Annotated in this window: 13 protein-coding genes; 9 read left to right on the top strand and 4 right to left on the bottom strand. The window is 71.9% G+C overall.

Going from position 1 to position 14,778, the window contains the following annotated elements:
* The first annotated feature begins 421 nt into the window (after nucleotides 1-421).
* Entirely contained in the window at nucleotides 422-1,294 is an 873-nt protein-coding gene (gene rfbA / locus E0D90_RS05845) for a glucose-1-phosphate thymidylyltransferase RfbA (RefSeq protein WP_103528603.1), read from the top strand.
* A gap of 9 nt (nucleotides 1,295-1,303) precedes the next feature.
* Nucleotides 1,304-2,284: a dTDP-glucose 4,6-dehydratase gene (gene rfbB / locus E0D90_RS05840; protein ID WP_103528602.1), complete on the top strand. Its 981-nt coding sequence runs from the start codon at nucleotides 1,304-1,306 to the stop codon at nucleotides 2,282-2,284.
* 297 nt (nucleotides 2,285-2,581) lie between these two features.
* On the opposite strand, the gene E0D90_RS05835 is transcribed toward rfbB, so the two are convergent.
* The gene (locus tag E0D90_RS05835) at nucleotides 2,582-3,340 is read right to left on the bottom strand and encodes a thioesterase II family protein (RefSeq protein WP_103504653.1); all 759 of its coding nucleotides are present in this window, start codon (nucleotides 3,338-3,340) and stop codon (nucleotides 2,582-2,584) included.
* 429 nt (nucleotides 3,341-3,769) lie between these two features.
* Nucleotides 3,770-6,592 carry an ATP-binding protein gene (locus E0D90_RS05830; protein WP_219806337.1) on the bottom strand — a complete coding sequence of 941 codons (2,823 nt, stop codon included), beginning with the start codon at nucleotides 6,590-6,592 and terminating at the stop codon, nucleotides 3,770-3,772.
* Between the two features lie 583 nt (nucleotides 6,593-7,175).
* On the opposite strand from E0D90_RS05830, the gene E0D90_RS05825 reads away from it, so the two are divergent.
* The 7 genes from E0D90_RS05825 to E0D90_RS05795 all read left to right on the top strand — a co-directional run bounded on the left by E0D90_RS05825 (nucleotide 7,176) and on the right by E0D90_RS05795 (nucleotide 12,869).
* A complete protein-coding gene (locus tag E0D90_RS05825; protein ID WP_130796854.1) occupies nucleotides 7,176-8,006 on the top strand; it encodes a HipA family kinase in 831 nt (276 codons plus the stop codon).
* Entirely contained in the window at nucleotides 8,003-8,410 is a 408-nt protein-coding gene (locus E0D90_RS05820) for a DUF3037 domain-containing protein (protein ID WP_130796853.1), read from the top strand. Before E0D90_RS05825 ends, E0D90_RS05820 begins: the two co-directional genes overlap by 4 nt.
* A 311-nt stretch (nucleotides 8,411-8,721) precedes the next feature.
* Complete coding sequence (gene fabG, locus E0D90_RS05815) at nucleotides 8,722-9,483, top strand: 3-oxoacyl-ACP reductase FabG (RefSeq protein WP_103503625.1); 762 nt, start codon at nucleotides 8,722-8,724, stop codon at nucleotides 9,481-9,483.
* 37 nt (nucleotides 9,484-9,520) lie between these two features.
* Nucleotides 9,521-10,291, top strand: a complete 771-nt coding sequence (locus E0D90_RS05810; protein WP_103503624.1) for an SDR family oxidoreductase — start codon at nucleotides 9,521-9,523, stop codon at nucleotides 10,289-10,291.
* A gap of 131 nt (nucleotides 10,292-10,422) precedes the next feature.
* Entirely contained in the window at nucleotides 10,423-11,103 is a 681-nt protein-coding gene (gene ung / locus E0D90_RS05805) for a uracil-DNA glycosylase (RefSeq protein ID WP_103503623.1), read from the top strand.
* Nucleotides 11,104-11,255: 152 nt separating this feature from the next.
* Nucleotides 11,256-11,804: a hypothetical protein gene (locus E0D90_RS05800; protein ID WP_130796852.1), complete on the top strand. Its 549-nt coding sequence runs from the start codon at nucleotides 11,256-11,258 to the stop codon at nucleotides 11,802-11,804.
* A 159-nt stretch (nucleotides 11,805-11,963) separates the two neighbouring features.
* Nucleotides 11,964-12,869, top strand: coding sequence for a Gfo/Idh/MocA family protein (locus E0D90_RS05795; RefSeq protein WP_130796851.1), 906 nt, complete (start codon nucleotides 11,964-11,966; stop codon nucleotides 12,867-12,869).
* Nucleotides 12,870-12,939: 70 nt separating this feature from the next.
* Here the strand turns inward: E0D90_RS05795 and E0D90_RS05790 are convergent, their stop codons facing one another.
* Complete coding sequence (locus E0D90_RS05790; RefSeq protein ID WP_103503620.1) at nucleotides 12,940-13,821, bottom strand: undecaprenyl-diphosphate phosphatase; 882 nt, start codon at nucleotides 13,819-13,821, stop codon at nucleotides 12,940-12,942.
* An 18-nt stretch (nucleotides 13,822-13,839) separates the two neighbouring features.
* Complete coding sequence (locus tag E0D90_RS05785) at nucleotides 13,840-14,640, bottom strand: TVP38/TMEM64 family protein (protein WP_227870018.1); 801 nt, start codon at nucleotides 14,638-14,640, stop codon at nucleotides 13,840-13,842.
* Between the last annotated feature and the right edge of the window lie 138 nt (nucleotides 14,641-14,778).

Genomic DNA, 14,778 nt, shown 5'->3' with positions numbered 1-14,778 from the left:
ACCGGACATAGAGACCTCCACGCATCGGCTGGCCCGCAAGTATCACATCGCCTCCCCGCTCTGTCCCCGGTACAACCATGGACAGAGCGCCCGCGACGGCTCGCGCCGGAGGCGCTCGGAAGCGTCGGTGAGCCCGCGACCCCTCATCGGCCGGTGGCGCGCCCCGCCGTCCACCCGGTGCCGCCCCGAGCCCGGATGTGTCACGTTGGGTAGTGAGACGCGGGAGAAGGCCGGGCATCGCTCGGGGTCGCGATATCGAACGGACAATCACGGTTCCGCGCGGACCGAACAGGGGGTTGCGGCCGTGGACGGGCGGACGCGTCGAGGGATAGTCTCGAATCCGTACTTCACCATGATCTCGGTCGAGTGGCGTTTCGCCCCTCTCTCCCGGGTTCAGCACCGGAAGCGGGGGTTCGTCAGCTTGAAAGGCATAGTTCTGGCAGGGGGTACGGGCACCCGGCTCCATCCCCTGACCAACGCCGTATCGAAGCATGTGCTGCCCGTGTACAACAAGCCGATGATCTATTACCCGCTGTCGGTGCTGATGCTCGGAGGCGTCACCGAGATCCTGGTGATATCGACGCCCTCCCACATCAACCAGTTCCGTGCGCTGCTCGGAGACGGAAGTCAGCTCGGTATCTCCATCGAGTACGCGGAACAGCCCCGGGCCAACGGGATCGCCGAGGCGTTCCTCATCGGTGCCGACCACATCGGTGACGACTCCGTCGCGCTCATTCTGGGCGACAACATCTTCCATGGACCCGGCCTCTGGGGACTGCTGCACGACCAGATGCGCGAGATCGACGGGTGCGTCCTTTTCGGGTACGCCGTCAAGGACCCTGAGCGCTACGGCGTCGGCGAGACGGACGGCCTCGGCCGCTTGATCTCTTTGGAGGAGAAACCGGTCGACCCCAAGTCCAACCTCGCGATCACCGGCCTCTATCTCTATGACAACGACGTCGTGGAGATAGCCAGAGGAATCCGGCCGTCCGACCGCGGCGAACTGGAGATCACCGATGTCAATCGTGCCTACCTCGAACAGGGCCGGGCGCGGCTGGTCGACCTCGGGCGGGGCTTCGCGTGGCTCGACGCCGGAACGCACGACTCACTGCTCCAGGCGGGCCAGTATGTGCAGGTGCTCGAACAGCGGCAGGGTGTGCGGATCGCGTGCCTGGAGGAGATCGCGTTCCGAATGGGTTTCATCGGTTCGGCCGAGTGCTATGAACTCGGCCGGCAGCTGCGGAACTCCGAGTACGGGTCCTATCTGATGTCGATCGCGGGCTCGGACCGCTGAGGAGTGTCCATGCGCATCGTGGTGACCGGAGGGGCCGGCTTCATCGGCTCCCACTTCGTCAGGCAGGCGGTGACCGGCGTCTACACCGGTGGCGTCCGGCCCGAGGTCGTGGTGCTGGACAGGCTGACCTACGCGGGCAACCGCGCCAACCTCGCACCGGTCGCCGACTGCGAACGGCTCGGCTTCGTGCACGGGGACATCTGTGACGCCGCACTCGTGGACGAGGTACTCCGGGGATGTGACCTGCTGGTGCATTTCGCGGCCGAATCCCATGTGGACCGTTCGATCAGCGGCTCCGAGGAGTTCGTCCGCACCAATGTCCTGGGCACCCAGACGCTTCTCGAAGCGGCGGGACGCGCAGGCGTGGGAAAGTTCGTGCACGTTTCCACCGACGAGGTGTACGGCTCGATCTCCGAGGGTTCCTGGACGGAAAGCGAGCCGCTGGACCCGAATTCGCCGTACGCCGCGTCCAAGGCGTCGTCCGATCTCATGGTGCTGGCCTTCCACCGGACGCACGGATTGCCGGTCTGCGTCACCCGGTGCTCGAACAACTACGGGCCCTACCAGTATCCCGAAAAGGTCATCCCCCTCTTTGTCACCAACCTTCTGGAAGGGAGAAGGGTTCCGCTGTACGGGGACGGCGGAAACGTGCGGGACTGGCTGCACGTGGACGACCACTGTCGTGGAATCGCCCTGGTCGCGGAGAAGGGGAGAGCCGGAGAGATCTACAACATCGGCGGAGGTACCGAACTGACCAACCGGGAACTCACGGAGAACCTCCTCGGACTTCTGGGAGCAGACTGGTCGATGGTCGAGAGGGTTCCCGACCGAAAAGGTCATGACCGCCGCTATTCGGTCGACATCACGAAGATCTCTGGAGAACTCGGCTACCGGCCGGAGCGGTCTTTCAGCGAAGGGCTCGCGGAAACCGTCGCATGGTATGTCGGAAACCGCGACTGGTGGGATCCGCTCAGAGAAGTCACCCGCTGACCGGCGTCACAGGGAAAAGACTGGCGACGGCGGTCACCGGGACGGGGTCATCGCCTCGTCCTCGAATCGGGTGATCGCCGTCGGGCGCTGTATGCCGAATTCCGGTGAGGGGTCGCTCAGACAGGTCTCGCGGCTCCCGTCCGCAGGTGCCGGAAACCTTCGAATCCGATACCTGAACGGCCCGACAGGACCCGGGCCGGACCTCGCCGAAGATTACGGAGAGCTACGGGCAGCGGCGGCGGGGCGGGGTGCGGCGGGGGGCCTTAGCGACCCGGGCCCCGCCCCGCCGGCGAGGCGTCAGACGGCGGAGGGCGCCAGCCGCTTGGCGATCTCCTCGATCACTGCCGGGGCGTGGTCGTTGAGGTAGAAGTGGCCGCCCGGGTAGACGGTCATGGCGAACTCGCCGTCGGTGTGGTCCGCCCACTTGCGGACCTCGTCGGTGGTCGCCTTGGGGTCGGAGTCGCCGGTCAGCGCGTAGACCGGCGCGGCGAGCGGTGGTCCCGGCCGGTAGCGGTAGGTCTCGGCGGCTTTGTAGTCCGCGCGGATCGACGGCAGCACCATGCGCAGCACCTCGTCGTCGTCGAGGAGTTGCGACTGGGTGCCGTTGAGCCGCTTGATCTCCGCGATGAGCCCGTCATCGTCGTGCTGGTGGAGCCGCTCGTCCCGGTGGGCGCTGGGCGCACGGCGCCCGGAGGCGAACAGCGCCGCCAGGCGCACGCCCCGCGCCTCCAGGCGCACCGCGAGCTCGAACGCCACGGAGGCCCCGAGGCTGTGCCCGAAGAGAGCCAGCGGCTTGTCCTGCCAGGGTCCGACCACCTCGACCAGCCGGTCGGCCAGCGCCTCCACCGAGTCCAGGCACGGTTCGGTGCGCCGGTCCTGCCGGCCCGGGTACTGCACGGCGAGCGCCTCGACGCGCGGCGACAGGCGCTGCGAGACGGGGAAGAAGTAACTCGCGGAGCCTCCCGCGTGCGGCAGGCACAGCAGCCGGACCGGGGCCTCGGGCGCCGGGTGGAATCGGCGCACCCACAGGTCGCTGGAGTCAGCGGTCGCTGCCATCGCTGTTCGTCTTCCCTTCACCGGATCTCTCGGCCCGCGCGTGTGCGCGGCCCGGAGCACCCGACGATCGCAGCGCCGCCTGCCTGCGACAACCCCTAATAGCGGGTGTTTCGGCGGAGTTCTGGCCGGGCGGAGTGCGCGGGAGCGGTGGCACGGACCACTTCGTGACGTCCGGGCACGCCGTCGGTCCCGGCCGTCTCGCCGATGAACCGGGCCCCACGAGGAACGGAGCGGCGGCGGCAACCGTGCTCTGTAGGGGGTGCTGCTAGGGGTGCGCCCGCCGGGAGTGCCCGGCCGCGGCCCGGGCCCCGTCAACCCCTACCGGATGCGCCCGGCGGGGATCAGAGGAGGGCCGCTCACAGGGTGTCACGGCCGCCCCCGCCGGGCCGTGCCTCCGGGGCGCGAACGCGCCCCGGAAGCACGCGCCGGTCAGCAGGCCTCGCCGCGCGCCCCCTCCGCCGTCGGTTCGTCGAACGCCCTGAGCCGGCTCGGCAGATCGGTGCGCCGCTTCACGTCCAGCTTGCGGTAGACGCGGGTGAGGTGCTGCTCCACCGTGCTCACCGTGATGAACAGCTCGTTGGAGATCTGCCGGTTGGTGTGCCCCCGCGCGGCAAGCACGGCGACCCGGCGTTCGGCGTCGCTGAGGACGTCCTCCCGCTCACGTCCCGCCACCTGCGCGGTGGACGCCACCTGGCCGGGCTCGCGCCTGGTCAGCCGTGGCGGCGCCGGAGGCGCCACCCCCGGTTCCTGCGCCACCTGGCTGGCGCGGCGGACGAACAACCGCGCCTGAGCGGAGTCGCCCGCCTGCTGCAGCGCCTGGCTGGTGTCCGTCAGAGCCCGGGCCAGCTCCTGCCGGTCGCTGCACGACTGCAGCAGCGACACCGCCTTGGACAGCAGCTTGCGCCGATGGTCCGGGCCGGCGGTGGAGGCCAGCAGACGCAGCGCCCGCCCCCGGGTCCGGTCGTCCAGGCCGTGCGGCACCTGCAGCTGTTCCTGCAGCAGCTGGGCCGCGTGCGTCCGGTTGCCCAGGCTGAGCTGTACGCGCGCCAGTTCCAGACGCCACGGCACCAGGCCTGCGACATCGATTCCCCAGTCACGCATCAGCTCACCGCAGCGGTGCAGGTCCGCGCTGGCCGCCTGATGCCGGCCCATGGCCAGGTGGTGCCTGCCGCGCGCGGCGAGGTAGTGCGCGCCCATCGGCGTGCGGAACACCCCGGGCGGTACCGGCTGCGCCAGCCAGCGGTCCGCCTCGAACAGCCGGCCCGACTCCGTCGCGCAGGTGATCAGCGTGCCGAGCGGGCCGCCGACCGCCACGCCCCAGGCGGGCGCCGGCAGTTCCTCCAGCGCCGCCCGCGCGCGTTGCTCCGCGGTGGACAGATCGCCCAGCCGCAGTGCGGCCTCCGCGAGGATCGCGAGGACGATGGCGCGCCAGGTGGGGGAGTACCGCGCCGCCGGCAGGTCCAGCAGCACCTCGCCCCAGACCGCCACCCGCTCGGCGCGGCCCGAACACAGCAGCGCCAGCAGGGGAGCCGTCAGCAGACCCAGCGCACCGTGGTCGATGTGGTGCCGCTGGAGAAGCTGCTCCGCCGCCCCCACCGTGTCGTTGCCGCCCGCCGGGATCAGGGCGTTGCCCAGCACCGAGACGGCCTGCAGCGACGGGCTCACCGAATGCGGCACGGTCGCCGCCCGGCTCCACGAACTGGGCGTCTCCCGCACCGTCGCCAGGTAGTCCGGGTGGGAGAGGGCGACCAGCAACTGCATCACCTGCAGCCGGCTCGCCGCCGGGCCGCGGTCGGCGGCGGTGTGGCCGGTGACGGCCTCGGCCGCCTCCTCCACCCGCCCCTGCCACAGCAGGTACGGCACGGTCGCGACGGACGCCGAGGGGGTCCGGCCGTCGTCGTGTGCCGCCTGTGTCAGTTCGCCGAGGTACCCGCCCACAGCAAGCGGGTTGACCTGCCAGCGGGCGTTGACGAGCATCGCCATCAGCGAGGCCCGTCGCTGGGCGTCGTTCTCCGAGCGGGCCCCCAGCCGCAGACAGCCCGCGGCGAGGTCAGGACGGCCCGAAGCCAGCGCCTGGGCCGCGGCCTCCTTGAGGACGGGCACCACCCACGGCGCCCCGGTCCACGCCGAGGCCACCAGATGCTCCGCGACGACGCCTGCCTCCGCGCCGTGTTCGTGCAGCACCTCGGCGGCCCGCTGATGCAGACCGCGCCGCTGCTCCGGCGGCATGTCGGAGAGGATGGCGTGCCGGATCCGTGGATGACGGACGTGGTCGGCGTCGATCAGCCCCGAACTCTGCAGCACGCGCAGGGCCGGCACGGTGGAGTCCGGCAGCACGTCCAGCAGCTGGCCGAGGAGTTCGGCCGTCGCCGGGCGGTCCAGCACCGCCAGCGCCTGCGCGACCCGGCGGACGCCGGGCTCATGGCGGTAGAGACAGCGCAGCACGGCCTGGTGGAAGGCGTCACCCACCCTCGCGCCCGCCGCCGGGACGGTGTCCGGCTCCCGGTCGGCGCGTTCGTCGACCAGGGCCTGGGCCAGCAGCGGGTTGCCGCCGGTCGCGTGCAGCAGCCGCGTCGCCTCCTCCCGGTTGCCCGCGCGCTCCGTGTCCCGGTCGAGCAACTGAGCGATGCACTCGACCGACATGGGCGGCAGGGTGACACGCGTGAATCGCGGCTGGCTCAGCAACTCCGCGTGGAAGAGCGGGTGTGCCGGTGCCGGCGTGGACGCCTCGGAGAGCAGGATCATGATCCTGGCGTGCCGGAGGCGGCGTGTCACGTACAGCAGGCAGCGCAGCGACGCGGCGTCCGCGTGGTGCAGGTCGTCGACGGTGACCACCAGGGGCCCCCGCGCCGCGAGCCCGTTCAGTGTGGTGAAAACTCCGTGAAGGAGTGGTGCCCACACAGGCCCGTCGGTCGGCAGCAGATCGGCCGCGTCACCGGCGGTCTCCACCGCCGGCAGGCGCTGCGCGGCCTCATGCATCAGGTCATCGAGACGGCTTGTTTCCTCCTCGCTCAGCCGGGCGCTGTGGAGTAGCTGCCCGAGTACCCCGAAATGGAGCCCGTGTTCCGCCCGGGAGCCGGCTGCGGTCAGTAGCCGGCCCCCGTTGTCGACGCTCCACTCTCCGAACGCGTCCAGGACGCGTGTCTTGCCGCTTCCGACGGCGCCCGTCACGAGCGCCACGTGGCCGTGTCCCTGCTGTTCACAGGCACGGTAGGCCCAACGTAGTTGGGCCACTTGTTTCTCTCGGTGCACCAACACGACTGGCGTCAGCCTCCCCGTTCGCGGTGCCGAACCACGGGGTTCACGAGGTGCTGGTCGGCACCATTCCTGCACCGCCCCGTCGAACGTGCCCGAACACGTTTCGATGGGGAGTGAGCCCCCAAGTCGCCATGCGGCGGCCTGTACAACCGTTTGGAACCAGCGCTTGCCTCGTGTCGGGCAAGTGTTTGAAAAAATCTTTCACACATACCAGCCACCCCACAACGGGCACCGTGACCTTTTTTCAACCAGGCCGATGTCCGTACTGTTTGGTGTCCGGTCCACGTAGGAAACGGAGAAGTGCCTGTTATATGGACTCTCTGTCAAGATCATGGTGTTCGTCGGATGCCCCGGTTGTTTACTGGGGTGTTCCGGTGGGGAGATTCACCCGGATCTCTGTCCTGCCGCTTCTCGTCGTCGGCGAGTATCGGCCGAACGACAGTGGCTGTCCGTTATCGGTATAGCGGCGTGCCGAGGTGTGCTTCGACGCGTCCGCCGGCCCCGCGCCGGTCCGGCGGACGCGGTCACGTCCAAAGTCCGGCACCTCCGGGGCGTGCGGCCCGTATAGCCTGGGCGCATGCTCACAGAGGTCACCGCGACCCGTTACGTCACCCCACTGCGGGAGGGCGGTTCGCTGCCGGGCCTGGTCGAGGCGGCCGATCTCGGTACCTACGTCATGAAGTTCACCGGCGCCGGGCAGGGCCACCGGACCCTGGTCGCCGAGGTCATCAGCGGCGGGCTGGCCCGCCGGCTGGGCCTGCGGGTGCCCGAACTCGCCGTCCTGGAACTCGATCCGGTCATCGGCCGGGCCGAGCCGGACGAGGAGGTGCAGGCACTGCTGCGGGCGAGCGCCGGACCGAACCTCGGCATGGACTTCCTGCCCGGCTCGCTGGGCTTCGACCCGCTGGCCTACTCCGTCTCCGCCGCCGAGGCGGGCCGGGTCGTGTGGTTCGACGCCCTCGTCAACAACGTCGACCGTTCGTGGCGCAACCCGAACCTCCTGGTCTGGCACGGGGACCTCTGGCTGATCGACCACGGCGCCACGCTGACCTGGCAGCACAACTGGCCGCCGGCGGCCTCCGCGGCCGACCGTCCCTACGACGCGTCCGACCACGCGCTCGCGGGCTTCTCACCCGACATCGCCGCGGCCGCCGCCGACCTCGCGCCGGCTGTCACCGCCGAGCTGCTGGCCGACGTCGTGGCCGAGGTCCCCGACAGCTGGCTCATCGGCCGGGACGAGAGCGCCGACCCCGACGCCCTCCGCGCGCGGCACGCCGAGATCCTGCTCGCCCGGGCCGCCGGCGTCCACCGCCGGATCACCCTCGGCCCGCCCACGCCGACGCGACCCCCCTCGCCCCCGGGCTGGCTGACCGCCGCGGCACCCCGCCGCGCGGGGGAGGCGTCGTGACCGCCGGAGCGCACGACGCGACCGCGCGCCGTGAGGTGTTCGAGTACGCCCTGCTGCGCGTCGTCCCGCGCGTCGAACGAGGCGAGCTGATCAACGCCGGGCTGATCCTCTACTGCCGCCCGCACACCTTCCTCACCGCCCGGATCCACCTGGACGCGGACCGGCTGCGTGCGCTGGACCCCGGCGCCGACGTCCCCGGCGTCCGGGCCGCGCTGCGCGCCGTGGAGGAGCTGTGCGCCGGCGGGCACCGGGCCGGCCAGGCGGCGGCCGACGACGCGGGGCGGAGGTTCCGCTGGCTGGTCGCGCCGCGCAGCACCGTGGTCCAGCCCGGCCCCGTGCACACCGGTCTGACGGCCGATCCCGACGCGGAGGCGTCGCGACTGCTGGAACTGCTGGTGCGCTGAGTCGTGGTGAGGCCTGCGGCCAGGTGTGCGTGAGGCGCGCGGGGCGGCGGTTCTCCCCTCCGGTCCACGCGGTCCGTCCGCTCTCTCCGTCCGGTGAGTCCGGTTGTCCCTTCGCTCGTTCCGTCGGCGGTACGACCGGGTGCGACCACCCGGGCCCGGCCCGTTGACAGCGGCCACACCGCCTTCTACCGTCGCCGGAGCAGGTTACTGAGCGGTCGCTCAACGCATCGGGCGGATCAGCCCGGCCGGCGCCGGACGCCGCCCGGGGCCGCGCCCGGACGACGGGCGGCACGAGGGCGAGGAGGCCCACCATGTCCACCACCGAGCGCCGCGTGGCGATCGTCACCGGCGGGGCGCGCGGTATCGGCGCCGCCACCGCTCTGCGCCTGGCCCGTGACGGACGGTCCGTCGCCGTGCTCGACCTCGACGAGGGCGCGTGCGCCGGGACCGTCGACGCCATCACGGCAGCGGGCGGAACCGCGCTCGCCGTCGGCTGCGACGTGGCCGACGCCGCGCGTGCGGCCGAGGCGGTCGAACGGGTGGCCGCCGAACTCGGACCGCCCACCGTGCTGGTGAACAACGCGGGCGTCCTGCGCGACAACCTGCTGTTCAAGATGAGCGAGGACGACTGGGACACCGTCATCGGCGTCCACCTGCGCGGCGCCTTCCTGATGACCCGTGCCTGCCAGAAGCACATGGTCGACGCCGGCTTCGGGCGGATCGTGTGCCTCTCCTCCAGCTCCGCGCTCGGCAACCGGGGACAGCTCAACTACGCGGCGGCCAAGGCCGGTCTCCAGGGCTTCACCAAGACCCTCGCCAAGGAGCTCGGGAAGTTCGGCGTCACCGCCAACGCCGTGGCCCCCGGCTTCATCGCCACCGACATGACGGCCGCGACCGCCGCCCGGGTCGGCATGGACTTCGACGCGTTCCAGGAAGCCGCCGCGAGCCAGATCCCGGTCCAGCGCGTCGGCCGCCCCGAGGACGTCGCCGACGCCATCGCCTACTTCACCGGTGACGCCGCCGGGTTCGTCTCCGGGCAGGTCCTCTACGTGGCCGGCGGTCCACTGGACTGACCACGGCCCGCCGACCACCCCGAAGCGAGGACAGCCCATGACACACCCCAACCCCCCGGCCGCCGACAGCGGTGAGGTCGCCCTGGTCACCGGAGCGAGCCGGGGCATCGGATTCGGTATCGCCCAGGCGTTCGTCGCACGTGGCGACCGCGTCTGTATCACGGGCCGCGACCAGGACGCCCTCGACGAGGCCGTGCGGCGTCTGGGCCCGGACCGCGCCATGGCAGTGGCGGGCAAGGCCCACGACGCCGACCACCGGGCGGCCGCCGTCGACCGGGTCATGACGGCCTGGGGCCGGGTCGACCACCTCGTCAACAACGCCGGGACCAACCCGGTCTTCGGCGCGGTCGCCGACACCGATCTCGACGTGCTGCGCAAGGTCTTCGAGACCAACGTCGTCTCCGCCCTCGGCTTCGCCCAGCACACCTGGGCGGCCTGGCAGCGCGACCACGGCGGCTCGATCGTGAACGTCGCCTCGGTGGCGGGAGTCTCGGCGTCCCCGTTCATCGCCGCCTACGGCATCAGCAAGGCCGCGATGATCAACCTGACCCAGCAGCTGGCCCACGAATTCGCCCCCGCCGTACGGGTGAACGCCGTCGCGCCGGCCGTGGTCAAGACCCGGTTCGCCGCCGCGCTCTACGAGGGCCGCGAGGAGGAGGCGTCGGCCGGATACCCGATGGGCCGCCTCGGCGAACCCGAGGACATCGGCGGAGCCGTCGCCTTCCTCACCTCCTCCGCCGCCGGCTGGATCACCGGCCAGACACTGGTCCTGGACGGCGGCCTCTTCCTCAACGCCGGAGTCTCCTGACCACCCGGGGCCGGTCCGTGTTCCACCACGCGGGCCGGCCCCGGGCGGCCGCCACACGGCCGCCGGACGCGTTGTCAGACCCCCACGGTACGTTCGTCACCACCACAGACGGAGCCCACGGAGGTCGACAGGTGATCGAGAAGCTGCCCGAGTCCTGGCAGGACGCGCTCGGCGAGGAACTGCGGCGCCCCTACCTCGGCGAGCTCGCCGAATTCCTCGACGAGGAGCGCGGCCGGGGTCCCGTCTTCCCGCCGCAGGAGGAGGTCTTCGCCGCCCTGGAGGCCACCGCGTTCCCGGACGTGCGCGTCCTGGTCCTCGGCCAGGACCCCTACCACGGCGAAGGCCAGGGTCACGGGCTGTGCTTCTCGGTCCGGCCCGGCGTCAAGGTCCCGCCGTCGCTGCGGAACATCTACAAGGAACTGCACACCGACCTCGGTCACCCGGTGCCCGACAACGGCTCACTGCTGCCGTGGGCCAGACAGGGCGTGCTGCTGCTCAACGCCGTGCTGACGGTGCGCTCGGGCGAGGCCAACTCCCACAAGGGCAAGGGCTGGGAGAAGTTCACCGACGCCGTGATCGGCGCCGTCTCCGCCCGCGAGGAGCCGGTCGTCTTCGTCCTGTGGGGCAACTACGCCAAGAAGAAGCTCCCGCTCATCGACACCACCCGCCACACCGTCGTCCAGGGCGCCCACCCCTCGCCGCTCTCCGCCAAGAAGTTCCTCGGCTCCCGCCCCTTCTCCCAGATCGACGCCGCGCTCGCCGGGCACGGCCACGACCCGATCGACTGGCGGATCCCCGACCTCACGCCCTGACGGCACCGCCCCCGCGCTCACCGACCGCTCGCAGCGCGGGCCATTGCTCCAACACGGCGTACCGGCGAGCCGGTACGCCGTGCCCGGCGTGCCGATCCGCCGCCCTGCGTCTACCGTCGGACCTCACTCCACACCACAGAGCGGGAGGGTCCGTGGCGCAGCGGCAACAGGTACCGGGCCAGCACCCGGTGATGACCCTCATCGGACAGGCGGTCATGCTCCACCGGGCCGGAGACCGCGAGGAGGCCCGCAACCGCCTCGCCGCCCTCTGGACCGACCCCGGCGCCGGCGCGGGCCCCCTGCACCGCTGCACCATCGCCCACTACCTCGCCGCAACCCAGGACGACGCGGAGGCCGCACTGCGCTGGGACCTGGTGGCGCTCGCCGAGGCGGACGCCGCCGTCGCCGACGCCGCGGTGCCCGGTGACGCGGTGGGGCGGCCCCTCCCCGGCCCACCACCGGCGCCCCACACCGCCCGCGGCCTCTACCCCTCCCTCTACCTCCGGCTCGCCGGCGACCACGCCGCCCTCGGCAACGCCACCGCCGCCCGCCACGAACTCGGCCGTGCCCGCCACGCCGCCGGCCGCCTCGCCGACGACGACCACGGCCGCCGTGTACGAACGGCCATCGACCGGCTGGAGCGCGACCTCCGCGAGGGCGTCACCGGGCGCGCGCCGGCCGACGGACACACCGACCAGTGATCGCCCGCAGGCCGCGCGTCACCGGTCCACAGCGCGTCGGGCCCGGACGGCACCGGGCGCCGGACAGGACCTAAGCTGCCGTCAGACGTCGGTTCCCGCACACCCGGGCCACCGCTGGTACGCCGCACGCCCACCACCGCGCCACCCGAGGGAGCACCGTTGAAGGTCGCAGTGATCGGACTGGGCGACATCGCCCGCAAGGCCTACCTCCCGGTCCTCACCGGCCTGCCCGGCCTCAGCCTCCACCTCCACACCCGGACCGCGGCCACCCTCACCCGGACGGCCGACTCCTTCCACATCCCCGCCGACCGCCGCCACACCGGGCTCGACGACCTGCTCGCCGCCCGCCCGGACGCCGCGTTCGTCCACGCGTCCACCGAGTCGCACCCGGCGCTGGTGACCCGGCTGCTGGAAGCCGGCGTCCCGACCTACGTCGACAAGCCGCTCGCCCACTCCCTCGACGAGTCCACGCGGCTGGTGGAGCTGGCGGCCTCCCGCCGAACCGGCCTCGCCGTCGGCTTCAACCGTCGCCACGCGCCCGGCTACGCCCAGTGCCTGGAGCATCCGCGCGACCTCATCCTGATGCAGAAGCACCGGGTGGGCCTCCCGGCGGCACCCCGGCAGCTGGTGTTCGACGACTTCATCCACGTCGTCGACACCCTCCGCTTCCTCGTGCCCGGCGAGATCACCGCCACCGACGTCCGATGGCGGGCCCGTGACGGCGAGCTGCACCACCTGGTGCTCCAGCTCGCCGGAGACGGCTTCACCGCCGTCGGCGCCATGAACCGCCTCTCCGGTTCCACGGAGGAAATCCTGGAGGTCTCCGGCCAGGACACCAAACGGGAGGTGCGCAACCTCGCCGAGGTCATCGACCACAAGGGGCAGCCCACCGTACGGCGCCGGGGAGACTGGGTGCCGGTGGCCCGCCAGCGAGGCATCGAACAGGCGGTCCTGGCGTTCCTCGACGCGGTCCGCGTCGGCGGTACCCCGGACGCGAGCGACGCGCTGCTCACCCACGAGCTGTGCGAACGGATCGTCGGTGAGATCGAGCACGGCACGCGCTGACCCGGGGGAGCCCGGGCAGCCCGTGGCCGGAGGGCGAGGCGCCTCCGCCCTCCGGCCACGACGTGCGGCCTCAGCCGCCGAAGTCGGCCCCGGCCAGCGGCTCCAGCACACCGGCCCACACCAGCACCAGGATCGCCACGCCCACCACGATGCGGTACCAGACGAACGGCATGAAGCTGCGAGTGGAGACCCATCGCATGAACCAGGCGATGACCGCGAGGCCGATGGCGAACGAGACCACCGTCGCCAGCGCCGTCATCGCCCACGAGGCGTGACCGGAGTCCGCGCCGATCTCCTTCAGCTCGTACAGCCCCGACCCCATCACGGCCGGGATCGCGAGCAGGAACGCGTACCTGGCTGTCGCCTCCCGGTTGTAACCCAGGAAGAGGCCGCCGGTCATCGTCGCACCGGACCTCGACGCACCCGGGATCAGTGCCAGGGCCTGCCACAGCCCGAAGAGCACGCCGTCGCGGACGTTCAGCTGGTCCAGGGTCTTCAGGGGCCTGGCCGCCCGGTGCCGGCCGCCGTGCTCGGCACGGGCCGTCATCCGGTCGGCGATCCCCAGCGCGACGCCGAGCACGATGAATCCGACGGCGATCAGCCGCAGGTCGCGGAAGGGGCCCTCCACCGAGTCCTTGAGCAGGACCCCCAGGACGGCGATCGGCAGCGAGCCGACGATCACCAGCCACCCCATCCGGGCGTTGATGTCGCCGCGCAGCTCACGGTTGGTCAGCGAACGCAGCCAGGTGGACGCGATCGCCCAGATGTCCTTGCGGAAGTAGATCAGGATCGCGACCTCGGTCCCGATCTGGGTCACGGCCGTGAAGGCCGCGCCGGGGTCCTCCCAGCCGGCCGCGACCGCGGTGAGGCGGATGTGGGCGCTGGAGGAGATGGGCAGGAACTCGGTGAGCCCCTGCACGATTCCGAGTACGAGTGCTTCGAACCATGACATGGGGCGCTCAGTTCGTCCCTAGTGATCGGTGCGGACGGGAGGGGAGGACGTCGCTTCCGGCCCGGCCCCGACCACGCCGGACGGGACGGGCGTCCCCTCCTCGGCGGCGCCGGAGCCGGCCGCCCCCGGTATCCGCCGCGCCCGCATCCGCCGCCACACCGTGGCGGCGACCGGGCCCGAGAGAACGAGGAACGCCACCGCCGTGAGAAAGGCGGGGGAGACCGGGTCGGTCGCCCGCGCCCCGGCGACGGCGTACGCGATGTTGGCGGGCAGGCAGCCCAGCGCGGTCGCCGCCAGGAACGGACCCCACGGCATACGCGACACCGCCGCGGCGTGGTTGACGCCGGCGAACGGCAGCACGGGAATCAGCCGCAGCACCAGCAGCGAGCGGAATCCGTGCCCGCTCAGCTCACGGTCGGCCGCACCGAGCAACTTGCCACGCAGGAGCGGACGCAGCGCCCGCTGCCCCAGCGCCCGGCCCAGCGCGAACGTCGCGGCCGCCCCCAGCAGGGTTCCGGTGAGCGCCACCGCCGACCCGGCCACCGTGCCGAACAGCGCGCCCCCCGCGAGCCCCATCACCGGGCGAGGCACCATCAGAACGCTCAGCGCCGCGTACCCCAGGGCGAACAGCACCCAGGTGCCGACTCCCGGCGTGCCCAGCGAGTCCTCGGTGAGCAGCCGCTGCGGCTCGACCAGCGCCACCGCCAGCACCCCGCCGCCCAGCAGGGCGCACAGCAGCGCCAGACGCGACCACGAGGCCGCCCGGGAGACCGGGGGAGCGGGGGTGGGGAGATCGGGATCGGTGAGGGGTACGGACACCCGGCGAGCCTAGCCGACCGGCCGTGAACGGCCCGGAGCGCGCGGACGTCCGCGCCGTGGCGCCCCCACGAACACCCCGCACCACCTGACGCCCCCACCGGCCGCGCGCCGGAGCCGCGTCCCACCCGGTGCCCTGCC

The sequence above is a fragment of the Streptomyces otsuchiensis genome (assembly GCF_004305975.1).
In the GTDB taxonomy this organism is placed as follows: domain Bacteria; phylum Actinomycetota; class Actinomycetes; order Streptomycetales; family Streptomycetaceae; genus Streptomyces; species Streptomyces otsuchiensis.
This window is presented reverse-complemented; position numbering and strand designations above follow the sequence as displayed.

Bases quoted from the DNA above. Each gene is read 5' to 3' on its own strand.
- rfbB (WP_103528602.1), top strand. From the start codon at position 1,304: ATGCGCATCGTGGTGACCGGAGGGGCCGGCTTCATCGGCTCCCACTTC.
- E0D90_RS05835 (WP_103504653.1), bottom strand. From the start codon at position 3,340: ATGGCAGCGACCGCTGACTCCAGCGACCTGTGGGTGCGCCGATTCCAC.
- E0D90_RS05825 (WP_130796854.1), top strand. From the start codon at position 7,176: ATGCTCACAGAGGTCACCGCGACCCGTTACGTCACCCCACTGCGGGAG.
- fabG (WP_103503625.1), top strand. From the start codon at position 8,722: ATGTCCACCACCGAGCGCCGCGTGGCGATCGTCACCGGCGGGGCGCGC.
- E0D90_RS05810 (WP_103503624.1), top strand. From the start codon at position 9,521: ATGACACACCCCAACCCCCCGGCCGCCGACAGCGGTGAGGTCGCCCTG.
- E0D90_RS05790 (WP_103503620.1), bottom strand. From the start codon at position 13,821: ATGTCATGGTTCGAAGCACTCGTACTCGGAATCGTGCAGGGGCTCACC.